The organism is Paenibacillus catalpae (genome assembly GCF_900112695.1).
In the GTDB taxonomy this organism is placed as follows: domain Bacteria; phylum Bacillota; class Bacilli; order Paenibacillales; family Paenibacillaceae; genus Pristimantibacillus; species Pristimantibacillus catalpae.
The window spans coordinates 1,502,009-1,523,108 of the sequence record NZ_FOMT01000001.1 but is presented as its reverse complement, the minus strand read 5'-3'; the positions used below and the strand labels follow the sequence as shown (position 1 = coordinate 1,523,108).

Here is a 21,100-nt window from a genome sequence, read left to right as displayed (position 1 = left end):
TCATTCATAAAGGAGCAGCTTCGATGAAAATAGGATTTCTAATTATTGATATGCAAGCCATCCATCTGCAGGGTATTGAAAAGAAGGTAATAAATAGAGCTTGTGAGTACATCAATCATGTATCTGACATGCTTCGGTCTAAAAGGCACGTGATTATACATATTCAAGATAATGAAGGGATTTTAGAATCAAATAAAGACTTATATCGTACCATTCCGGATGTTCAAATGAAAGATACTGACTTGGTTGTAACGAAAGAATACTCAAACGCATTCTGGAAAACAGAACTCGATCAAATATTAGCAGACCAGGGCATAGAGTTCTTGATTATTTCCGGGAATGCTGCAGAACAATGTGTGGTGTTTACTTATAACGGAGCAGTTGAAAGAGGGTTTAAACCCGTAATTTTGCAGAACGGAGTATTAAGCACGCATAGCGATGCAATAACCTCCATGTATAGAGATAGAAATGTAATATCATATCCGGCTATCCAATATTTCATTTAAAGCTCGTATAAACTATTTATAGCAGCTGTAGGACAAGTCTCGATTCAGCACGCTGGGAGGAATAATCGTATTATGACTAATAAGAAGAACCATATGACGAGTTCAAATGATGAGCTGGAAACGAGTGTCCTTGAACAATTCAAACAGGCAGTAAACGAATGCGACTCCGAAGCTGTAGGACAGCTACTGCAACATCATCCATCGCTCACAGCACGAATCGACGAACCCTGGTTTGCTTTTGATACGCCTGCGATTGTTAGTGCCGCACATAAGGGAGACCGCAAGATGGTCGATGTATTGCTGGAATACGGGGCGAACATCAATGTCAAAAGCAGCTGGTGGGCGGGAGGCTTCGGCGTTCTGCATCATAATCATCATGAATTATCCCGTTATCTTATCGAACGGGGAGCCCATGTGGACCCTCATGTCGCGGCTGCACTGGGAATGCTGGAAACGCTTCAGAAAATGGTGGAAGAGGAGCCGGACATCGTCAATCTTCGCGGGCCGGATGGGCAGGTTCCACTGCATTATGCAGGTTCGCATGTGATTATCGATTTCCTGCTGAATAACGGTGCTGATATTGATAAACGAGATTTAGACCATAACGGTACTCCTGCTCAATATGCGGTGAACCATCTGGACCAGTGCAGGCATCTCGTGCAACGCGGAGCCCAAACGGATATTTTTATGGCTTGTAAGCTAGGGGACATCGAGCTTGTCCGCCGTATGTTGAAGGAAGATCCAAATTCTCTACAGGTACAGGTTGGAAAAGGGGACTTCACCGCTCCGGGAGGGCATATCTACGAATACAATATCGGACGAGCTGCGAGACCGCTCTTTCTCGCGGAGCAGCTAGGTCATGATGCTATGACAGAGCTGATGCTGACCTATAGTTCAGTTGAGCATAGACTGCTGCTTGCCTGTATGCGGGCAGACCGAAGAACAGTTGATCTTCTATTAGAAGAATATCCGGGAATCGTCCAAACCCTTCAGCCGGAAGAACAGAGCGTCATTGCAGATATGGCATGGAGTCATCAAATAGATGCGGTTCGACTCATGCTCGAAGTTGGTTTCCATGTCGATGCGCGGCGCAATGAACGTTCAGCTACCGCCCTTCATCATGCCGCGGGACAAGGCGATACTGATATCGTCCACCTGCTTATTGAGCATGGCGCCTCTGTGGATGCAGTGAATGAATTCGGGGGAACTCCTTTGAACAGCTGCATCTGGGGATCGCTTCATATTCGAAATCCAAACGGAAATTATGCTGCGGTAATCAAAGCTCTCGTCCAAGCAGGCGCTAAACTTCCAAATCAAGCAGCAGGTAGCGAGGATGTGCAACAGGTTCTTATTCAGCATGGAGCATCGCAATAAAACCAAAAGCAGATTGCACGACTAGGGCAGTCTGCTTTTTTACTAATAAATCGTCGGAGATATTCCGAAAATCGACGAGATAAAGGAGGATCGGTGTGAAAAAGTGGAAAATAGGGGCGGCAGCAGTTATTCTCTTTTTGTTGTTATTTGCTTCGATTTATTTTCTAAATACAAGAGTTTGGGTTGATCAGTACGAAATTAGAGGTGACACCATAGTATTTGAGAATAATCGTTATGTATATGAAGAATCCGACACAGATCATCTTGGCAAGGTAATAGGTATTGCGTATTTCGAAGGTAGAAAAAGGGGAATCACCGATTACATTTGGCCAGAATGGGTGTACGGTTACAAAGGTGATATCGCTCATAAGCGTATCTTTGTAAAAGGGTTAATGGACATAGGAGATACTTATATAAAACAGTAAAGGGAGCATTAGAACGTAAAGTCGTTGGAGTAAAGTACATAAGGAGAATGAAAACAATGATGGAAGACTCCATAGTTACCAAGGCAGAACGAATTGCAGGCGATTTTCTTCGGGAACGGGTAAAAGATTCATACCAGATTATGGATAAAGGAATGGATAATCAGGTATGCGTAGTGATAACAGAGCATAGCAAAGTCGTTGTCCGCATGAATGATAAAGCTTTGTTCGCAAACTTTGTCAAAGAGAAATGGTGTATTGAGCAAGCGGCCGCAGTCGGTGTTCTTGGACCGGAGGTATTGTCCATTGGTATCTTTGAAGATACAGCCTATATGATTCAAACCTTTATAGATGGCGACAATGGATTGGACAGTGAAATTAACAAGTCTGAAGTGTGGAGACAACTCGGCGAATATGCCAGGCTTATTCATTCTATTCAAGTAAAAGGTTTCGGAGAAAATTTGATTGATCCCGTCGAAGGTGAGTTTCAGTCGCCTCCCCATTCAGGTTCTGACGGCAGTTGGCAAGGATATTTGCAATATAATATGGATAGTTTGACGGAGCATGATCGCTTAATTCAGCTTGGGGTAATAACTATGCAGGACTCTCAGCGTATAAGAAAACGGTTTGAGCGATTGAAGAGAGAAGCGTTCCGTTTTGGCTTAAACCATGGAGATATCTCTCTGAAAAATACGATTATCAATCAGGCAAACCAGGTTTTCTTGTTGGATTGGTGCAATGCGGAAGTGAGCGCGGTACCACATGGAACCTTTGCTCAGCTGATGCAGGGCCAGATGCTGGGACTAAGAGAAAGCCCGAATAGGGAGGAATACAAAGCGTTTTTAGACGGGTACGGAATAAGTGAAAATGACCTTGCTGACATGAGGCATTTGCTGCTATTAAAAGCTTTCGACACCCTCAGATGGGCTATAGATCAATGTCCGGATCGGGTCGAAGCCTATGCTGCGTTTGCGAAACAGGCTGTTGACATGGTTATGGATTAGCTGAAAATCTGAGGGAAGACAGGAGTTGCGATGATAAAAGGAGTGAAGTTTTGAAGATTGAAATCGAAAGACGATAGCTCAATAAAACAGCGGCGTACTAGGACTCTGTTTTTTTGTCCATAGCGGCCGCTGTTTTTATTCCTGTATTTACTTTTTAACAATTTAACTGTAAGCCAGTTGCTCGATACGCTGTTTAACGTTATCCTCGCAATGCCCCCCGTGATAACAGATAACGGCTTGGATGTCGTAGGATAACAATTTTCTTAGCGATAATTTTGCCAAATCCGCATCTACGCAGTTGTCGGGTTCCACAAAACGCCCTTTATCGATCATCATGGCGTCTCCGGCAATTAGAAGCTTGTGCTGCTTCAGATAGAGGCTGATATGTCCGGGGGTGTGGCCCGGCGTATGAATGACCTCGATTCCGCCAAAGAGAGGGAGTTCTTCTCTATCGGTTACTATTTGATCCACTTTGGCCGTGGGGGGATGTTCCAATAAATGAAGGATTGCATTCCGTCTTTCCGAAGGTAGTTCGGCGGGTAGCGCGGCGCGAAACTGGTCGATGAATGCGGGGGTAATCTTCAAATGCGGCTGCTCCCCTTGAATATAAGGTTTTTCCTCTTCGGTCGAGAGTACGTCGATTTTATGCGGGAAAGCGTTCAGAAGCTCCGTTAACCCTCCGATATGGTCCAAATCATGATGGGTTAAAATGATTTTTTTGAGCATGTGAGAGGGGATTCCCTCTTGAGCCATAGCTTCTAGAAACAACGGCAACCGGAATGGGATTCCGACATCGATCAAGACGGCCTCCCGATTGTCCCAAATCAGCACGGGATGCAGTACTTCCTGCATGCCTCGAAAGTTCGTATCGATTTCAATCGTCTTTAAGTTTAATGTTGTTGTCATCTGTATCATCTCCTTTGCTATAGCTTACGCTTGATCATTCATAACGTCTAATTTATTATAATAATAATTACCATGAATTTAACTTATGAATTGGAGGATGACTAAATTGGAGCTGACTCAGCTTGATTATTTTCTTACCGTCGTTCGGTTTCAACATGTAACGAAGGCTTCCGAAGTGTTGGCGATTACGCAGCCGGCCTTAAGCCATTCCATATCCAAATTGGAGGAAGAATTGGGGGTGCCGCTATTCGAGCGAAGAGGCAGGAATATCCAGGTTAGCCGTTATGGAAGAATGTTTGCCGAATCGGTGGAACGCGCATTGTCCGAGTTGGAGAGGGGAAAGCAAGCGCTTGAAGAACAAGCTAATCCCGATTCAGGGGTCATCCGGGTCGCCTATCTGAATATTCTTGGCGCGGAGCTGGTACCCAAGCTTATTCGAGGGTTTCGTGAGAGGCATCCGAAGATCCGGTTCGAATTGGTGCAAGGGAATCATACATTCATTAGCGGGAATATGGAAAGCGGCGATTGTGATCTTATGATTTCATCCGCCAAGTTGGAATCGGACGATTATGAATGGTTACCGATGGTGAAGGCGCCCTTGTATGTCGTGGTTTCTCCTTCACATCGACTTGCGCAGCGGGAAACAATCGAATTTAAGGAGCTGACCGGCGAACCGTTTATCGAAGTAAAACATTATTGCGGGCTTAAGTCGACACTCGAAAGCTGCTTCAGCCGGGTCGGTTTTGAACCGGCCGTAGCATACGAAGCGGAGGACTTGATGACAGTGGCGGGTTTTGTGGTTGCCGGACTCGGGTTATCGATCCTTCCCAAAACGAGCGGATTAATGCTCGACGGTTTGGTGTGGTTGCCTATTAAAGACGAAGGAAGCATCTGCGAAATCGGACTCGTCAAGAAACGGGATAAATTTTTGGCGCCGTCGGCGAAACGTTTTTCGGAGTATGTGACGGCCGTTTTTTCATGATTTTCAAACGAATCCAAGATCTACTCCAATCCTATAAACATAGCAGCGGGTAAAGGAATTGCTGAACGATATGGCGAAGAAGTTTGACAGGAACCACGGTTAATAGAGTCGAGAGCGGAGGAATGAAAATGGTACAGATCCGAAGATTGACAGGTGCTGAAATGCAAGAAGCAGTCCGATTGTCGGATGCAACATTCCGAGATGATGATCAGACATCCATGGGCCAATTGTTTCCTTTCCTTTTCTCCGATGCGGCCATGCATTTATCTTACGGCGCATTCGAGGAAGACGGAAAATTGGTATCGTTTATGGGCGTAGTTCTATGGACGGTCAGAATCGGCGAAGCTGCACTGCGCGTAGCCTCGCTTGGTTCAGTCTGTACGGAAACGTCGGCAAGAGGCAAAGGTTATGCAAGCTTGCTTTTGGAAAAAGTTCAGTCATTCACGCGAGAAGCAGGAGCATCCTTGCTGCTTGTTTCCGGAGATCGTTCGCTGTATACGCGGGCAGGCTGCGCACTGTTCGGGAAAATTAGCCGCTACCGCATGAATGGGCTGCAAGCGGAGTCTTTGCTAGGCAACTCCGGAATGAAAAACGAGATCCGGGAGATGCGGCCGGACGATTGGTTTGCCGTGCAGGAGGCAGCGGAAACCCGGATGGTCCGCTATCAGCTTGGCGTCAATGAGTTCGGCACGCTGCTTAAGGCGGAAGCCATCGCAAGCGTAATGAGAATGAGTCAGCGGGTACTGGTAGAGGAGTCAGACGGGAAGATATCAAGCTTTGCGATTATTGGAGTGTCATCGGAGACTAATCCAAACGGGGCAGTGCTGGAATATGGCGGCGATTCAGATGCGGTTGTGAGACTGTTCGTCGAAGCTGTTGGCCGCTACGGCTTACAGTCGCTAGAGATTCCCATTCCGTGGCACGAGAAGGATATTCAAGCGCAGTTATCTTCAATTCCGTCGACGCTGGAAAATCAACCAGGCACGGTCTGTATCCTGAGCGGCGAAGCTTTGATCGACCAATTATCTCCTTGGCTGGAGAAGCATGCAGGTGCAACCGGTCTTCAGTTGACCCGGAAGGAGAACAGTTTCTGGCAATTAAAAGATGCTACAGACCGACCTCCGGTAGATTTGAGCGAAGAGGAATTGATTGGGTTGATCTTTGGCCGTGCCGGAACAGAAGACGTAACGCTGCCGTCCTTAGTCCAGGTCTACCAGGAAATATTCCCGATCCCGTTTCCGTATACGGCAGGTTTGTGTTTTATATGAATGAGCAAATGGATGGATGGACATTATGTGCACCCGACAACAGCTTTGCGGCACAACACGAGCACACCATAATTGTGACAAAGAATCGGCCAATCATCGTGACTGCAGTATAGACCATTAGAATGAACTCGTTTTTTGTGTTGCTTGCGCCAACGGATAATGATTGGTTCATATACTATTAGGATCGAGGTCTTAAAATGAGGGTAAAACGAATAGTTGCCAATATTCATTCACACAATGTTTCGGCAGCAAAAAGTTTTTACAAGGACATGCTCGAACTTGACTTATTAATGGATCATGGTTGGATTGAAACATATGGCTTGCTGGGGGAGGAGAGCGTTCAAATAAGTTTCGCCTCACAGGGCGGCTCCAATACGCCTACGCCCGATCTTTCGATTGAAGTTGATGATGTCGATGCAATGTTTAAACGCATGAAGAGTGCTGGATATAAGATAGAATACGGACTTGTTGATGAGCCATGGGGAGTTCGGCGATTCTATGTCCGCGATCCTTTCGGCAAGCTTATCAACATCCTTGCTCATGGAAATTAGACCTGCGGCACGACTAACGCCGATGTGTGCGAACTGCTTCTGCCGGGTTTAGGCGTCTTAAATTCTGTCATCAGGTATTTCATTCCAGATGGGATGAGTAATGAATAGTTAGATATAATAGCAAAAATGAAACTAAGGCTGCCAGCTATTGGCAGCCTTAGTTTCGTTTTTCAGGTGACTAAGCCGCTCTATATTCGGCTTTCCCTGTAGCAGAAGAAGAAACAGCCTCTACTACTTATTCAGAATAATTAGCAGCAAGTCTTTAATCATTTGGCGAAGCTCCGACGAGTTTTTGGCGACAATTTTAAACCCGCGCAATGCGCTTGTTAAAAGATGCGCCAATTTCTCTGTAGATAGGCTGTTAAGTTTGCCGTCGGATTTTGTCTGAGATTCCAATATTGAGATCAGAACGACTTCAAGCTTATTGTAGCTTGCATCGAGTGCCTCTTGAGCAAAGGAAAATGAGCTGTCAGTCATATCTTTTACTTCCGGCGAGTTCAACGATTGATCGAAATTGTTTATTGACCATACCTCGAACGCATATAAAATTTTGTCTTCAGGCGTTTTCCTGGAAGGAAGGCCTCCCACAATTTCTTTAATGAGAATGTCGCCATAATGAAGAATCGTCGCGTTAAAAACTTCCTCCTTGTTCTTGAAGTACAGATAGAGACTCGCACGCGAAATACCTGCTGCCTCCGCAATTTCATTCATAGACACTCGCTTATAGCCATACTTGAAAAACACGTCCAATGTAACGGATAGAATATGAAGCTTCTTTTTGTCGTCCATGAAATTATTATTATACACTTTACAAAGTTTGTCTAGTCGTATACTATAGTCATATAGACAGATTACGTATATTGTCTAAATATCTAAGTGAGGAGTCCTACTACATGACAACAACATAAATCAAAACCGTATTTGGTGGACTTGCGGACATTATTATCGAGGATATTTAAGTCATTTTTTATAATAACATTTAAAGGAGAACTTTCTATGACAACATTGCAAACACCTATCGGCTCCGGCTTTGGAGCTTCAGCAACAGCCGAAGACGTTATTAAATATATTAACCTGTCCGGCAAAACGGCCATCGTCACCGGCGGATATTCCGGACTCGGACTTGAGACCGTGCGGGTGCTGCGTTCGGCTGGCGCCAAGGTCATCGTCCCGACGCGTGATCTCAACAAAGCAACGACCGCACTGGCGGACATCGATGGGGTTGAAATTGAAGTGATGGACTTGCTGGACCCTGCCTCGATTAATGCCTTTGCTGATAAGTTTCTTGCCTCAGGTGAGCCGCTGCACATCCTGGTAAACAGCGCAGGCATTATGGCATCTCCCTTGTCTCGCGATTCGCGTGGATATGAATCGCAATTCGCGACTAACCATCTGGGCCATTTCCAGCTTGTCGCGCGGCTGTGGCCTGCGCTTCGTAAAGCGAATGGCGCACGTGTGGTTTCCGTTTCCTCCTGGGGACATCACTTTTCCCCTGTCGTGTTTGATGATCCCAACTTCGAACGGCGCGATTATGATCGCTGGGGGGCATACGGCCAGTCGAAGACGGCCAACATTCTCTTCGCGGTCGCGCTGGACAAACGCGGCAAGGCCGACGGCGTGCGCGCCTTTTCCCTTCATCCGGGCAGCATCGTCGGCACTGGTCTCGAAAAACATCTTTCGCAGGAGGAACTGCTCGCGGCAGGTGTCATCGACGAGAATGGACAGCCGGTCCTCGACCCAACGAAAAATCTCAAGACGGTAGGGCAAGGAGCAGCTACCAGCGTATGGTGCGCGACGAGCCCACAGCTTGTCAATATGGGCGGCGTCTATTGTGAGAACTGCGATATCGCTACTTTGGGGCATGATGCAGAGTCCGAATTTTATTTGGACAACAATTCGACATTAACGGACTCAGGCGTGATGCCATATGCAGTCGATTCCGAGTCAGCAGATCGGCTCTGGAGCCTTAGTGAACAGCTGCTAGGAATAACGTTTGCGATATAAAAGAAAAGTTGCAAGGGCAACAGAACATCTTTACTAAGGAGAATGAGAGATGGAACAGACAAATAAAGCCGTAGCCGGTGCAGTCGTTACTTTCGCCAAGGATCTGGAATGGTTTGACACGATGCCGGGCGAACAAATGGCCATTCGCATCCACAGCAATCAAGTTGGAGGAGCGATAACCGTTATCGAAGCGCGTGTGCCAGCTTTAATTGGTCCACCGAAGCATATTCATAAGGAAAGGGAAGAGGTATTCGAGATTCTTGAAGGAACTTTCCGTTTCCAATGCGGGGAAGAGGAATTTGATGCTACTCCAGGAACGAGCGTCGTGGTTCCTCGCGGTGTACCACACGCGTGGGCTAACGTCGGATCCGAAATGGGACGTATCCTTTTCACCTTTGCACCTGGCGGTATTGACGATTTCTTCGCAGAAATCGGCCGAAATTCACTCGAGGAAATTGGGCGGCTGGCCGAGCAGAATGATACTCTAATTATTGGGCCTCCGATCCTTCAGCAATCCCGTTAATATTTGGAACCTGACAATTGGACTTCATAACATTAATTAAAAAAAGAGGAACGGGACAGCCTAGTACTAAATCTGGCTGTTCCGTCTTAACTAAATATTTGAATGAGGTGATTTTGACAGATGGAATCATTCAGCAGCCACGGCGAAGAGCTTCTCACGGAGTTCTGGGCCAAAGTTTACAACCTTCCGCAGGACCTTGACGCAATCGACCGTCTCTGCACCGATGACTTTATTCTCTCGAACCCAGGTGGTGATGTCGTGGGCCGCGCTGCCTTTAAGGAGTGGGCGCGAACCTTCACCTCGAAGATCCGCGACATCAGTCTAAAGAGCCTCGACATGTTCAGCAGCGCCGACGGTACCCGCGTCGTTTCGCGCTGGGTAGTCACGGGGTATAACCAAGGTGTTCTCGGTTTTCCTCCCGACGATCGTCCGATTCAGCTCTCCGGCATCGCAGTATGGGAGGTTCGCGATGGTAAGCTCGCCCGCAATTGGGTAGAGCGAAGCGCATACGAGCTCTCGCAGCAATTAGCGAAGCCTGCAATTGATTAATTTGCTAAACCTATCGAAAGCCGCATAATAATATGCGGCTTTTTTTTTATTTAAATAAGTTCTAGTTTTGAGCAAATGATAAGAACTTATCTCCAAGGTCGTTGGCTTTATTTCGCCTCGTGTCTTGACATCAGGGGAATATTACAGGCCGTGGCACATGAATAATAGTTATCGTTACAGGAAAATCTATCCTACACTAGGCGATCATCCGATGTAAGCGGAATGAAAGGGGAGCCTCCAATTGGTCTTGTCTAAATTAAAAATGGAAGCCTCAAATCAACCGATAACGAAAGATATAGATCAAAATAAGTCGGATTTTAAGAAAGCGTTTGAGAAGTGTTCGGATATTGTTTTTCGTGAAATGAATTCGCACAGAAAAATCAGGATCCTGTTAATCTATGTCGACGGCATGATTGATGTTGAGCTTATCGAATCCAATCTGCTAAAGCCGATTCTTTTCGAAGGGCAAGCACAAGGGTTCGGCGCAATTGGGGACATCACCAACATGTGCGAGCGGGAACTTTATTCAGGATTGCAAGTGAAGAAACTATCCGACTTTGACGAAATCGCAGAGCACATTTTAAAAGGTGATTTAGCCATATTAGCGGATGGGGAAGGGGTTGCCTGCGTCGCCCAGGTCAAAAAAGTGCCCACTCGCAGTATTGAAGAATCGACTTCAGAGCCTACTCTTCGAGGTGCGAAAGAAAGCTTTACAGAAGACATCCGGACGAATACGGTTCTAATCCGCAAAAAATTCGCGACGACGAAGCTGAAATTGGAAGCAATAAAGATAGGGAAGCTTACAAAAACGAATGTAGTCGTCGCTTATATTGAGGGCATAGTAGACCCGAACCTGCTGGATGAAGTTCTTGCCAGAATTAACCGCATTGAAATGGATGGTATTTTTGAATCCGGGTATATCGAAGAGTCTATAGAGGATACGCATTTTTCTCCTTTCCCGCAGATGCTAAACACGGAGCGGCCCGATGTCGTCTCTGCCGAAATAATGGAGGGAAAAGTAGCCATTCTAACAGACGGTACGCCCTATGTCCTTGTTGTTCCAATGACCTTCTGGAGCGGGCTGCAAGCCCCGGATGATTATTACGAGCGGTTTCTGTATGTCTTCTTGAATCGGACAATCCGCTATTTCTTCTCCCTCTTTTCAGTTCTCTTACCCTCATTCTACATTGCATTGACTAATTTTCACCAAGAGCTGGTCCCTTCCAAATTAATGATCAGCATCGCAGCCCTTCGTGAAAGAGCGCCTTTTCCGACCTTAATTGAGGTACTCATGATGGAAGTTATGTTTGAAGGACTGCGGGAAGCTGGGATTCGCTTACCAAAAACGATTGGTCCACTTGTGAGTGTGGTTGGTGCACTCGTCATCGGTGAGGCGGCCGTTCGCGCCGGGATCATATCTTCACCCATTGTTATTGTCGTATCGGCGGCCGGTATCGCTTCATTCATCATTCCACGGTATCGCTTCGGGATTCCGCTACGAATACTTAGGTTCCCCTTGATCCTTCTTTCCGGCTTATTCGGCCTGTTTGGGCTGGTGGCCGGAATTGTTGCCATCTTGATTCATCTCGTTCAGCTGCGCCCCTTCGGGATGCCCTACCTTTCCCCGGTGGCTCCAATTGCCGGACAATGGCTTAAGGATTGGTGGATTCGTTGGCCGTATAAAATTACAAAAAACGCAGATCAGAGGAGAAAAGGCGGAAACGCATGAGGCGATTATGTAAACTATGGATGCTGATTCTCTTGTTACTTTCCATGATGACCGGTTGCACCCAAAACAGAAGGGAGCCGGATCGTCTTGCATTCGATATGGGGGAAGGCTTAGACCTGACAGATGACGGAAAGCTTGAGGTGAGCTTTCAAATTGCAATACCAGCGGGGTTGAGCGGCGGGCAGGATAGCGGGGGAGGGGGAACAGATAAAAGTTTCGAATTGACGAGCGCTACCGGAATCAATGTTTCCGATGCCATGCGGAACATGCAAAAGAAACTGTCTAGGGAATTGTTTCCGGGACATCGCGAAGTTGTAGTTATTGGCCAGCCTTTGGCGGAAAAAGGAATCGGCCATTTATTGGATCAATTCGTTCGCAATCCTCGGTCGGAGCTGCGTTCAAAGCTGTTTGTTGTAAAAGATGCTCAAGCAAAAAAAATCTTATCTAAAAAATCTGTATTTGAACCGTACATGTCTATTGCGCTTAAGCGTCAAGAAGATGTGCTCAGCTTGCATTATATGTACTTCCGTGATTTTATGGCAGATACTTTTACAGAAGGGGTACATCCATCCGCGCCTGCGATTGCTCTCACGGCTGACTCCAAGCCTTATTATTATGGCATCGCCGTATTCAACAAGACAAACGGGTTAAAATTGGCTGGTTTTTTGGATGATCAAGAATCCGTGTATACCAATTGGATGACTGGGAGGCAATCCAGTTTTGATTACTCCTTGAATATTGCCGGAAAAGAACATGACAATATCAGTTTATATTTTACGAATTTGGAATATCGGGTCCATACTCGAATTGTCAATAAACAGATAAAAGTAGACCTTTACCTAACCGGCAGCGGAACCGTCGCTGAAAACAACACGAATTTGAATCCGGCAATGCGAAAAGAACTTCGCTTACTTGAAAATATAATCAATAGCAAGATACAGAAGGAAGTCCAACAGTTAATCAAAAAAGTTCAGCAGCAATATCATTCTGATATTTTCAGATTTGGAGAAGCCCTGCATTATCAACACCCGCGCCAATGGCATAAGTTCAAAGGGAGATGGGATAATTACTTTTCCGAGCTTCAAGTTTCGGTAAAAGTGAAAATGAAATGCAAAACACCAGGGCAAGTTACGGCACCCGTTGAATTAAAGTAAGTAGTTGGGGGGATTATCGGTGAGATCGAAAGGGTACATGGTACTTTCGGGGATTCAATTATTCTGGCTGATCCAAATCATTAATTGGAGCCTGGTCTTTCCATTCATCAAACAAGTTGTTGTCATATCAAAGCAGGATGCATGGATTTCAATCGCCTTAGGCGGAATGGCGGTTGCCGTCTTTAGCTACCTGCTAGCCCGTCTTCGATTGTACAACCCTAATCAATCCTTGGTCCAATTCTGTCAGAGGGTTCTAGGCAGGTGGTTCGGGCGAGTCGTCGTTTTACCTTATTTCATTGCATGGATATTGATTTGCTCTATGATGCTGCGCTACTCGGGAGAATTTATTCACAGTACGTTGCTTGATCGGGCTCCCGAATGGATTATCATGTTGATCATAGTGATTTTGATGGTTTTTTTGACAAGTGGAGGAATCGGGGGTATCGGGAGGTTTAATGATATTGTAGGACCGCTTTTTTTTGCTGTGATCTTTGCGACCTTTTTTCTGAATATGCAAAATATAAGATGGGGAAGATTGCTTCCCGTCTATTATGATACAGGATGGCTGACCATCATAAAAGGAACAGTGCCTCATGCTCCTCTTTTTGCTGGAGGATCGATGCTTTTATTGGTTCTAATTCCTTTTATGAATAATGAAGCCAAAAAGGCATCGGCTTGGTCGTTAAGAGCCGTCGCTTTATGTTCGATTACGTTCGTTATTATAACCGTACTTGGTATATCGGTATTTGGACCGTCGATGGCAGCCAAAATGCAGGATCTCTATTTTTCCTACTCCAGGTCGGTCGATATTATGGATTTCATTCAAAACATCGATACGTTTATATTTTCACTATGGATATTTGGAATCACAAGCACGTTGTCTATCTATTTATTCGTTATAAGCTATGAAACAGCGCAGTGGCTTAGGATAGAAGACTGGCGCGTTGTGATTTGGATCGTCACGCCAATCATTTTTATTACAGCTCTTATTAGTCCTGTAGCGACTATCTTTGATCTGTTCTTTAGCTTGTGGAATTACGTATTATTTCCTGTTTGCGGGCTCTTAATTCCACTTATTCTATGGATAGCGTCGATCATCCAGAAAGCTCATAACCATCAGATCAAAAATGTTGAAGAGTGAACGCGCCAGTGTGCCCAGCTGCTTCTTCAGCGGCTGATTCACCATGAGGACATAACTGAAACATTTTCTCGCATTTGAACAAAAACATGCAAATTAACCATATAAATAAAGGTCATCAAGATTAGAAGGAGGTCAACGATGCTTGAGAATATCTTGAAGAATGGTCTTACTTGGCAGTCTTCGTTTTGTCGGCGCTGCCCTGGATAGAGTCTTCGGCGGTTGTCGTGCTGGCGATTGCGCTTGGTTTAAATCCTGTCTGGTCGACAATTCTTGCTTTTACGGGCAATTGGCTTACCGTTCTGCTGATGATCTTCCTCTTCCACAGGTGGCAGGAGTGGAGGAACAAAAAACGCATGTACGACGAGAGGCAGCTGCAGGAAAGCAAAAAGAGCAGACGCGCGCATAAAGTGTTCGTTAAGTATGGACTGCCTGGCCTCGCCGTAATCGGTCCGCTGCTTGTTGGAACGGAAGTTGCAGTCGTCTTCGCCATGATTTTTAATGCCCCGCGTAAAAACGTCCTCATCTGGATGACTGTGAGTCTTGTATTCTGGACTGTTTTATTCGCGGCAGCGACGTATTACGGTTTTGGCTTATTCTAGAGATTAAACGGGTTTGTGAGGATTGTCTCGTTGAACCAAAGGAAATGTAATCCAGATAAGACTAATGGCAGCTCACCGCATGTTTAGGCTCCCCTTACGATAGACAGGTAATTGCAATTAACCTGTTCGTATAAGGGGAGCCTTCAATGCTGTCTAACCTACAATTGCGTATTCAAGCAGACCGCTCCGATTTCGCGCACGCGTATCTTGAACAGTTCCGTTCCGGTCGTACGCCCGATTAGTTCTCGGTATTCCGCTACCGCCGCATGTGGCAAAACGGCGAGAATGACGCCGGCGAAGCCGCCACCGTGTACTCTGCATGCACCGTCGCCCAACTGATTGATGAAACGTTCGGTAATGGCGAGTGTAAGAGCAATCCCTTGTTCACGGGATACCGATTCTTGGTAGATGTTCTGCAGCCATTTCCACGAGGAATTACCTGAAGCGGTAATATGCTTCAGCATGTCCTGCCACTCACCAGCCTTAATAGCCTCTACCTGCCGCCCGACGCGGTCATTTTCATCCAGGTAATGCAGCACCCGAAGCACCGCTCGATCTCCGGCAGTTGCGCGGAGTTCCGCGAGCCGGTCGTAGATCATCTCTGCCGTCAAATCGCGACATACCTCAACACCGAAGGCTTGTGCCACCGCCCGCATCTCTCTGGGGATTGAAGCGTAATCCTCCGTCAGGTCAGCATGGTTACCACCGGTGCTGACAATCACAAGGCTGTAGCCTGCTGCTTCAAAGGTACCTGGAATACGCTCGATCCGTGGCTCTGCCGGATTCTTAAAGTCGATTGTGATCATACCACCGTGCGAGCAGGCCATCTGGTCAAGCATCCCTGATGGCTTGTTCCAATAGAGATTTTCGGCATGCTTGCCGATGCGAGACATCATGACCGCATCCATCTCTCCGTTGTTATAAAAAGTATTTAAAATCTGGCAAATCAGAACTTCGAAAGATGCAGAGGAGCTGAGGCCTGATGCCGGAAGCACGTTACTGCTGACGTTAGCATTGAATCCCCCGATTCGGTATCCGTGCTGCTGGAAACCGTGTGCAATACCGCGGATCAAAGCAGCCGTTCCGCCTTCGCCTGCCTGCGGCTCCAGATCATCTAGATGGATGACGGATATACCTGGATACCCTTCGGAAATGACGGAAATGACTCCGGTGTCCACGGCTGATGCCGCTGCAATTGTATCTAACTGAATACTAGCTGCCAGTACCTTTCCGTTATTATGGTCCGTATGATTGCCGCCAATCTCTGTGCGACCCGGCGCACTGAAGTATTTCAATGACTCTGTCTTTCCATATTGCGCACGGTATCCATCCATACATTTCCGGTACCTGTCGATCTGTCGTTCTCGTTCTTCGCTGCCGTACATCTGCTCCAGCAGTTGTTGTGCCTCAGCCGAATTAAAAAGCTGCTCGAATTGTTCGTTCATCTTGAAAGTTCCTCCTGGCTCTAACGGTTTGAGTAGTAGTTATCATGTCCATTGTACCGAAAGGCAGCGTCCGCGGATAGGATATTTAAGAAAAGCAATATCCGTGAGCAAACGCTATTGACAACTCAACTACTAAGTGTTACTTTATAGCTGTAGTAAGTATCACTGAATACCAGTGGTACAGAATAGCAAGGAGTGATTGTGTTGGAAAACCTGACGGAAATGCTCAAAGGGGTTCTCGAGGGCTGTGTCCTTGAAATTATAAGCCGCAAAGAAACCTACGGGTACGAAATTACGCGGAGCCTGAACGCCCTCGGCTTCACGGATGTTGTGGAGGGAACGGTGTACACCATCCTGATCCGGCTTGAAAAAAATAAGCTGGTGGAGATTACCAAGAAGCCCTCCGACATGGGACCGCCGCGAAAGTTTTTCGCGATTAATGACGCGGGACGCGAGGAGCTGCGGAGGTTCTGGGATAAATGGTTGTTCGTATCATCAAAAATGAACGAGTTAAAGGAGAGACAATCATGAATTTTTGGGAAAAAATTACCGGCAGCGACATGACGAAAGAAATGAAATCTTTTGAATCGCGAGTCAAAAAGCTGCCGGCTGATTATCAAGCGGCATGGGGGGAAATTAATGCTAATCTTTGGCCGCACTCCGATTTTACAGGCCGCAACCTCATACCAATTCTGGACGGCGTGCTTGGCCTGCTCGAAGAAACGGCGGCGGACGGTCAGAGCGTTCAAGAGGTTTTGGGGGACGATATCAAAGGCTTCTGTTCCGCGCTAGCAAGCGAAGAAGGGGCAAAGACTATTCGAGATAAGTGGCGCGAGCAGCTCAACAAAAATATCGCTAAAAAATTAGGCAAATAATTTATCTATTCTAAGCTAGAATCATTACAAACAGCTCTAGGAGGGTGAAATAATGAGTATTCGAGATATGATCGAAGGCAAAAAAGAGTGGCGAGCGCATGTGGCGCGTGTCAAAGCGCTTCCGGAAGATTATCAGATTGTTTACAGGGAGATTCAAAAATATTTCTTTAAGGTCGGCCCTGTGGAGCTGACCGAAGGTACAGGTTTACTCTCGGGGATTGTCGAGTTATTCGAAGGGGGCGCTGCCTTGGGGAAAGGCGTGCTTGAAGTGACGGGCAGTGATGTAGCGGCTTTCTGCGATGATCTAATCAAAGATTCAAAAACTTATGATGACATCATTCAAGAAGCGATTGACAAAGAATTCGACAAGAAGGTTAAGGATAAGAAGAAATAAAGGGGGTTCGGGATGGAAAATGCAATTGAAGTGAAAGGTCTGCGAAAGTCTTTCAAGGACACCGAAGTCCTAAAAGGCGTCGATTTCGAAGTGAAGCGAGGCGAGATTTTCGCCTTGCTTGGCTCCAACGGCGCGGGCAAGACGACGATAGTCAGAATCCTCACCACGTTGCTCAAACAGGACGGAGGCACCGCCGCCGTCAACGGATATGATGTCGCGTCAAAGCCTGACCGTGTACGAGAGTCGATCAGTCTGACGGGGCAGTTTGCTGCCGTAGACGAGATATTGACCGGGCGAGAAAATTTGATCATGATTGCAAAACTGCGACACCTTAAAAATCCGCGTCAGGTCGCGGTTGATTTACTGAATCGCTTTGGATTGACCGACGCTGCCGACCGTAAAGTGTCCACTTATTCGGGCGGTATGCGCCGCAGACTCGATATTGCCATGAGCTTGATCGGAAAGCCGCAGCTCATTTTCCTCGACGAGCCGACCACGGGGCTTGACCCCGAGGCACGCATGGAGGCTTGGAAGATTGTCAAGGAGCTTGCCGACGGAGGCACGACGGTATTCCTGACCACTCAGTATTTGGATGAAGCTGAACAACTTGCCGATCGAATTGCCATTTTGCATGAAGGTCGGATTATTATCACTGGCACGCTTGAGGAGCTGAAAAAGCTGTTCCCGCCAGCAAAAGTAGAATATGTGGAAAAACAACTTTCATTGGAGGAAATTTTTCTCGCAATTATTGGCAGCTAATGCTTTCGAGGGTGATCATTCATTTTGGGAGGGTAAGAAACCTTGAATAAATATTTTTTCAGCGACATGAGCGTTATGCTTGGACGTTCCATGCGGCATATTTTCCGCAGCATGGACACCATCATTACGGTCTGCATCACTCCGATTGCGATGATGCTGCTGTTCGTCTATGTGTTTGGCGGCGCCATCCAAACCAGTACGGACAACTATGTGAACTACCTGTTACCCGGGATCCTGCTGATTGCGATTGCAAGCGGTATATCCTATACAGCTTATCGCCTGTTTATGGATAAGCAACGGGGTATCATTGAGCGTTTCCACTCCATGCCGATTTCGCGTTCCGCCGTGCTGTGGGGGCATGTGCTGACGTCGTTGGTATCCAACGTCATTTCTCTTATCGTCATCATTCTCGTAGCGCTCATTATGGGCTTTCGTTCGTCGGTAGGGGTCCTGCCATGGCTCGCCGTAACCGGTATACTCGTGCTGTTTACGCTGGCTCTGACTTGGGTGGCGGCGATAGCCGGATTATCCGGGAAATCGGTGGAAGGCGCAAGCGCATTTTCCTATCCGCTTATCTTCCTGCCGTTTATCAGCTCAGCCTTTGTGCCGACCGATTCGATGCCGAAGGCAGTTCGCGCTTTTGCCGATAATCAGCCGGTAACTTCAATCGTAGAGGCCATCCGTTCGCTGCTGTCAGATCAGCCTGTGGGCAATGATATATGGATCGCGCTAGCGTGGTGCATCGGTATTATGCTCGTGGCTTATATCTTTGCGATGCGCGTGTACAATCGGGGAGCAACTTAAAGGCGAATGATTCCGCCGTCCTCTGGCGTCGAACGGGGATTTGACCAAAGTCAAATCCCCGTTCGATACTTACGCTCGCTGGAAGAATCGCGTTTCGTGCGTTTTTTGTCCTTCTCGTCCTGCTGCTCAATGGTTTGGTCCTCGACAGGGATCGGATCGACCGTGCGCTCGCTGACGAACTTGTCGAAGAGGCTTTCTTTCTCCGTCGGAATACCCTCCGGATTGTCGCGCTTGCCTTGCTGCTCGCGCCGGCGGTCGACGCTTCGTTCGAATGCGTTCATTGCTCTCACCCCTCGCAAGTAGATTGTATATCTACTTACCCGTTTTCCCGCCAGCCTTAAACCTATAGCAAGGGATACAATTTGAACATTGATCTAAACAGGGAACTATGTCGTTCAATATTTACCTGGCTGCCGGCACGATTGGCGGCTATTTTTGGTGAGAATTTAAGCGTGACAGAGCCTTAATATCTAGAATATTCGACTGGCTTTGTATAAAAAAATGGAAATTCCGCACACTAAATTTAATTCGAAGTGGTAAAAAAAGGTGGGTATTGATGACCAAGAAAGATATCGGCATGCCACATAGCTCGCTAACTCAAAACCATGAGCCTACTTTAGAAGAAGATTCATCATCATCTGAACCGCAAGATCGGATATCCGAAGTTCTTCCAGACAATATTCGGCGACTCGAGGCTATTTTTGCAGACTGCTCGGATATCGTATTTCAGCACTGGAACTATGGTCCGGATCAGAAGTATTCAGCTTGTTCGGTCTATTATTCATCGTTGGCACAAGAAAACACAGCTAACTTTATGAAGTCCTCTTTGCAGGATTTGGTGACCTATGAGATTGGTCCGGCAGCAGCTATTACGCCAACACAAATTATATCCTTTTTTGAGCAGGGAGTAGTGTCATCTAAAAAACCAAACCTGCTGACTGATTTTAACATGGCTATCGAACATATTTCTGCAGGTCATCTCGTTATCTTCTTCGATGAATGGAATAAGGCACTCGATTTCAAGGTGCTTGCTGTTGAGACGAGGCAGGTAACTGAGCCGGCTAACGAGTCAGTCGTTCAGGGACCAAGGGAAGCGACAGTTGAGAATCTGGTTAAAAACATTGCTCTTCTGCGTCTTCGTTTGAAAACGCCAGATTTCAAGATCAAGATCATGGATGCCGGCGGTAAAACAAATACGACAGTCGCTTACGGTTATATTAACGGTGTCACGGACTCCGAAATGCTGACGGAATTCAAAAGAAGAATGGAAAAAATCAAGGAAGTGGACATTCTCGAAACCTCATATATCGAACAGCTCATTGAGGACTCTACCTATACGCCGTTTCCGCAGCATCGGTATACGGAGCGGCCAGATGTAGCGGTAGCCGCCATGCTTGAGGGGAAAATAGCGGTCCTGGTGCAAGGCACGGGAGGAATTCTGTTATGTCCGGGATTGTTTACGGAATTTTTCCAGTCTAGTGAGGATTATTACCAACGTACGGTGTATTCAACGATGATTCGGTGGCTTCGGATTGTTGCGTTCATGATGGCTTTGCTGTTGCCCAGCCTCTATGTTGCTTTTTCGACCTTCCATCCAGAGCTCATTCCTACAGTCCTGTTGCTTGCTATCATTGACGCGAGGGAGGGTTTGCCGCTGCCTGCTCTGTTTGAAGCGGCATTAATGGAATTTTTCTTTGAGCTTCTTCGCGAGGCTGGGGTTAGGCTTCCGAAACCAATTGGTTCAGCAGTGAGTATTGTCGGCGCACTCGTTATCGGCGATGCAGCCATCTCAGCTGGGATTGCCTCTCCAATTATGGTTATTATCGTTGCAGCGACCGGCATTGCCTCATTTGCTATTCCGCAATATAACATTGCAATTGCACTTCGGGTATTGAGGTTCCCGTTAATGCTTTCCGCTGCGCTGCTAGGAGGTTTCGGGATGATGGTCTGCCTGCTATTCATGCTGCTTCATCTCTGCAGATTGCGAACGCTAGGGCAGCCTTATTTGGCTCCATTAGGACCATTACGGACTGGAGGTCTTCGGGATGTATTAGTCCGCATGCCGTTACGAAAATTGTTGCAATCCTCCCGGGTTCATTCCGATCCCTAAC

At 46.8% G+C, this 21,100-nt stretch carries 24 protein-coding genes; 20 read left to right on the top strand and 4 right to left on the bottom strand.

Going from position 1 to position 21,100, the window contains the following annotated elements:
• Positions 1 to 23: 23 nt before the first annotated feature.
• From BM200_RS06550 to BM200_RS06535, 4 genes are all read left to right on the top strand, one after another.
• Positions 24 to 506: a cysteine hydrolase family protein gene (locus BM200_RS06550; protein ID WP_091182797.1), complete on the top strand. Its 483-nt coding sequence runs from the start codon at positions 24 to 26 to the stop codon at positions 504 to 506.
• A 72-nt stretch (positions 507 to 578) separates the two neighbouring features.
• Positions 579 to 1,880 carry an ankyrin repeat domain-containing protein gene (locus BM200_RS06545; RefSeq protein WP_091182795.1) on the top strand — a complete coding sequence of 434 codons (1,302 nt, stop codon included), beginning with the start codon at positions 579 to 581 and terminating at the stop codon, positions 1,878 to 1,880.
• Between the two features lie 95 nt (positions 1,881 to 1,975).
• Entirely contained in the window at positions 1,976 to 2,305 is a 330-nt protein-coding gene (locus tag BM200_RS06540) for a hypothetical protein (protein WP_091182793.1), read from the top strand.
• Between the two features lie 56 nt (positions 2,306 to 2,361).
• On the top strand, positions 2,362 to 3,306 hold the full coding sequence (locus BM200_RS06535; RefSeq protein ID WP_245772917.1) for a phosphotransferase: 945 nt from the start codon (positions 2,362 to 2,364) through the stop codon (positions 3,304 to 3,306).
• Between the two features lie 162 nt (positions 3,307 to 3,468).
• On the opposite strand, the gene BM200_RS06530 is transcribed toward BM200_RS06535, so the two are convergent.
• Positions 3,469 to 4,212 (bottom strand): MBL fold metallo-hydrolase, encoded by a 744-nt coding sequence (locus BM200_RS06530; protein WP_091182791.1) that lies wholly within the window; start codon positions 4,210 to 4,212, stop codon positions 3,469 to 3,471.
• Between the two features lie 97 nt (positions 4,213 to 4,309).
• Here BM200_RS06530 and BM200_RS06525 point away from each other — a divergent pair, with 97 nt between their 5' ends.
• From BM200_RS06525 to BM200_RS06510, 3 genes are all read left to right on the top strand, one after another.
• Positions 4,310 to 5,194: a LysR family transcriptional regulator gene (locus tag BM200_RS06525; RefSeq protein ID WP_245772916.1), complete on the top strand. Its 885-nt coding sequence runs from the start codon at positions 4,310 to 4,312 to the stop codon at positions 5,192 to 5,194.
• 128 nt (positions 5,195 to 5,322) lie between these two features.
• Positions 5,323 to 6,462, top strand: coding sequence for a GNAT family N-acetyltransferase (locus BM200_RS06520; protein WP_175532757.1), 1,140 nt, complete (start codon positions 5,323 to 5,325; stop codon positions 6,460 to 6,462).
• Between the two features lie 197 nt (positions 6,463 to 6,659).
• Positions 6,660 to 7,013: a glyoxalase superfamily protein gene (locus tag BM200_RS06510; protein ID WP_091182785.1), complete on the top strand. Its 354-nt coding sequence runs from the start codon at positions 6,660 to 6,662 to the stop codon at positions 7,011 to 7,013.
• A gap of 231 nt (positions 7,014 to 7,244) precedes the next feature.
• On the opposite strand, the gene BM200_RS06505 is transcribed toward BM200_RS06510, so the two are convergent.
• Entirely contained in the window at positions 7,245 to 7,802 is a 558-nt protein-coding gene (locus BM200_RS06505) for a TetR/AcrR family transcriptional regulator (RefSeq protein WP_091182783.1), read from the bottom strand.
• A 207-nt stretch (positions 7,803 to 8,009) separates the two neighbouring features.
• Between BM200_RS06505 and BM200_RS06500 the strand changes: the two genes are divergently transcribed.
• The 7 genes from BM200_RS06500 (at position 8,010) to BM200_RS06470 (ending at position 14,712) form a co-directional block, all read left to right on the top strand.
• Positions 8,010 to 9,017 (top strand): oxidoreductase, encoded by a 1,008-nt coding sequence (locus BM200_RS06500; protein ID WP_091182781.1) that lies wholly within the window; start codon positions 8,010 to 8,012, stop codon positions 9,015 to 9,017.
• Positions 9,018 to 9,066: 49 nt separating this feature from the next.
• Positions 9,067 to 9,540, top strand: coding sequence for a cupin domain-containing protein (locus BM200_RS06495; protein WP_091182779.1), 474 nt, complete (start codon positions 9,067 to 9,069; stop codon positions 9,538 to 9,540).
• Positions 9,541 to 9,660: 120 nt separating this feature from the next.
• Positions 9,661 to 10,089: an ester cyclase gene (locus tag BM200_RS06490; RefSeq protein ID WP_091182777.1), complete on the top strand. Its 429-nt coding sequence runs from the start codon at positions 9,661 to 9,663 to the stop codon at positions 10,087 to 10,089.
• Positions 10,090 to 10,336: 247 nt separating this feature from the next.
• A complete protein-coding gene (locus tag BM200_RS06485) occupies positions 10,337 to 11,818 on the top strand; it encodes a spore germination protein (protein ID WP_139230757.1) in 1,482 nt (493 codons plus the stop codon).
• A complete protein-coding gene (locus BM200_RS06480) occupies positions 11,815 to 12,972 on the top strand; it encodes a Ger(x)C family spore germination protein (protein ID WP_091182773.1) in 1,158 nt (385 codons plus the stop codon). The genes BM200_RS06485 and BM200_RS06480 overlap by 4 nt, the downstream gene beginning before the upstream one ends.
• A 19-nt stretch (positions 12,973 to 12,991) precedes the next feature.
• The gene (locus BM200_RS06475; protein WP_091182771.1) at positions 12,992 to 14,113 is read left to right on the top strand and encodes a GerAB/ArcD/ProY family transporter; all 1,122 of its coding nucleotides are present in this window, start codon (positions 12,992 to 12,994) and stop codon (positions 14,111 to 14,113) included.
• A 170-nt stretch (positions 14,114 to 14,283) separates the two neighbouring features.
• Positions 14,284 to 14,712: a small multi-drug export protein gene (locus tag BM200_RS06470; protein WP_091182768.1), complete on the top strand. Its 429-nt coding sequence runs from the start codon at positions 14,284 to 14,286 to the stop codon at positions 14,710 to 14,712.
• Positions 14,713 to 14,870: 158 nt separating this feature from the next.
• Here BM200_RS06470 and BM200_RS06465 read toward each other — a convergent pair whose 3' ends face one another.
• The gene (locus BM200_RS06465; protein ID WP_091182765.1) at positions 14,871 to 16,157 is read right to left on the bottom strand and encodes a galactokinase; all 1,287 of its coding nucleotides are present in this window, start codon (positions 16,155 to 16,157) and stop codon (positions 14,871 to 14,873) included.
• 222 nt (positions 16,158 to 16,379) lie between these two features.
• Here BM200_RS06465 and BM200_RS06460 point away from each other — a divergent pair, with 222 nt between their 5' ends.
• From BM200_RS06460 to BM200_RS06440, 5 genes are all read left to right on the top strand, one after another.
• Positions 16,380 to 16,688, top strand: coding sequence for a PadR family transcriptional regulator (locus tag BM200_RS06460; RefSeq protein ID WP_281248350.1), 309 nt, complete (start codon positions 16,380 to 16,382; stop codon positions 16,686 to 16,688).
• The gene (locus BM200_RS06455; RefSeq protein WP_091182762.1) at positions 16,685 to 17,032 is read left to right on the top strand and encodes a DUF1048 domain-containing protein; all 348 of its coding nucleotides are present in this window, start codon (positions 16,685 to 16,687) and stop codon (positions 17,030 to 17,032) included. Before BM200_RS06460 ends, BM200_RS06455 begins: the two co-directional genes overlap by 4 nt.
• 52 nt (positions 17,033 to 17,084) lie before the next feature.
• Positions 17,085 to 17,426 (top strand): DUF1048 domain-containing protein, encoded by a 342-nt coding sequence (locus BM200_RS06450; protein ID WP_091182759.1) that lies wholly within the window; start codon positions 17,085 to 17,087, stop codon positions 17,424 to 17,426.
• Between the two features lie 12 nt (positions 17,427 to 17,438).
• Positions 17,439 to 18,185, top strand: a complete 747-nt coding sequence (locus tag BM200_RS06445; RefSeq protein WP_091182757.1) for an ABC transporter ATP-binding protein — start codon at positions 17,439 to 17,441, stop codon at positions 18,183 to 18,185.
• Between the two features lie 66 nt (positions 18,186 to 18,251).
• Entirely contained in the window at positions 18,252 to 18,989 is a 738-nt protein-coding gene (locus tag BM200_RS06440) for an ABC transporter permease (protein ID WP_091183556.1), read from the top strand.
• A 50-nt stretch (positions 18,990 to 19,039) separates the two neighbouring features.
• Here BM200_RS06440 and BM200_RS06435 read toward each other — a convergent pair whose 3' ends face one another.
• Positions 19,040 to 19,270, bottom strand: a complete 231-nt coding sequence (locus BM200_RS06435; protein ID WP_091182754.1) for a hypothetical protein — start codon at positions 19,268 to 19,270, stop codon at positions 19,040 to 19,042.
• A gap of 275 nt (positions 19,271 to 19,545) precedes the next feature.
• Here BM200_RS06435 and BM200_RS06430 point away from each other — a divergent pair, with 275 nt between their 5' ends.
• Positions 19,546 to 21,099, top strand: a complete 1,554-nt coding sequence (locus tag BM200_RS06430) for a spore germination protein (RefSeq protein ID WP_245772915.1) — start codon at positions 19,546 to 19,548, stop codon at positions 21,097 to 21,099.
• Position 21,100: the final 1 nt, after the last annotated feature.

Bases quoted from the DNA above. Each gene is read 5' to 3' on its own strand.
- BM200_RS06535 (WP_245772917.1), top strand. From the start codon at position 2,362: ATGATGGAAGACTCCATAGTTACCAAGGCAGAACGAATTGCAGGCGAT.
- BM200_RS06490 (WP_091182777.1), top strand. From the start codon at position 9,661: ATGGAATCATTCAGCAGCCACGGCGAAGAGCTTCTCACGGAGTTCTGG.
- BM200_RS06530 (WP_091182791.1), bottom strand. From the start codon at position 4,212: ATGACAACAACATTAAACTTAAAGACGATTGAAATCGATACGAACTTT.
- BM200_RS06500 (WP_091182781.1), top strand. From the start codon at position 8,010: ATGACAACATTGCAAACACCTATCGGCTCCGGCTTTGGAGCTTCAGCA.
- BM200_RS06550 (WP_091182797.1), top strand. From the start codon at position 24: ATGAAAATAGGATTTCTAATTATTGATATGCAAGCCATCCATCTGCAG.
- BM200_RS06440 (WP_091183556.1), top strand. From the start codon at position 18,252: ATGAGCGTTATGCTTGGACGTTCCATGCGGCATATTTTCCGCAGCATG.
- BM200_RS06450 (WP_091182759.1), top strand. From the start codon at position 17,085: ATGAGTATTCGAGATATGATCGAAGGCAAAAAAGAGTGGCGAGCGCAT.
- BM200_RS06480 (WP_091182773.1), top strand. From the start codon at position 11,815: ATGAGGCGATTATGTAAACTATGGATGCTGATTCTCTTGTTACTTTCC.
- BM200_RS06510 (WP_091182785.1), top strand. From the start codon at position 6,660: ATGAGGGTAAAACGAATAGTTGCCAATATTCATTCACACAATGTTTCG.
- BM200_RS06495 (WP_091182779.1), top strand. From the start codon at position 9,067: ATGGAACAGACAAATAAAGCCGTAGCCGGTGCAGTCGTTACTTTCGCC.
- BM200_RS06520 (WP_175532757.1), top strand. From the start codon at position 5,323: ATGGTACAGATCCGAAGATTGACAGGTGCTGAAATGCAAGAAGCAGTC.
- BM200_RS06525 (WP_245772916.1), top strand. From the start codon at position 4,310: ATGACTAAATTGGAGCTGACTCAGCTTGATTATTTTCTTACCGTCGTT.
- BM200_RS06465 (WP_091182765.1), bottom strand. From the start codon at position 16,157: ATGAACGAACAATTCGAGCAGCTTTTTAATTCGGCTGAGGCACAACAA.
- BM200_RS06460 (WP_281248350.1), top strand. From the start codon at position 16,380: ATGCTCAAAGGGGTTCTCGAGGGCTGTGTCCTTGAAATTATAAGCCGC.
- BM200_RS06505 (WP_091182783.1), bottom strand. From the start codon at position 7,802: ATGGACGACAAAAAGAAGCTTCATATTCTATCCGTTACATTGGACGTG.
- BM200_RS06445 (WP_091182757.1), top strand. From the start codon at position 17,439: ATGGAAAATGCAATTGAAGTGAAAGGTCTGCGAAAGTCTTTCAAGGAC.
- BM200_RS06455 (WP_091182762.1), top strand. From the start codon at position 16,685: ATGAATTTTTGGGAAAAAATTACCGGCAGCGACATGACGAAAGAAATG.
- BM200_RS06435 (WP_091182754.1), bottom strand. From the start codon at position 19,270: ATGAACGCATTCGAACGAAGCGTCGACCGCCGGCGCGAGCAGCAAGGC.
- BM200_RS06545 (WP_091182795.1), top strand. From the start codon at position 579: ATGACTAATAAGAAGAACCATATGACGAGTTCAAATGATGAGCTGGAA.
- BM200_RS06430 (WP_245772915.1), top strand. From the start codon at position 19,546: ATGACCAAGAAAGATATCGGCATGCCACATAGCTCGCTAACTCAAAAC.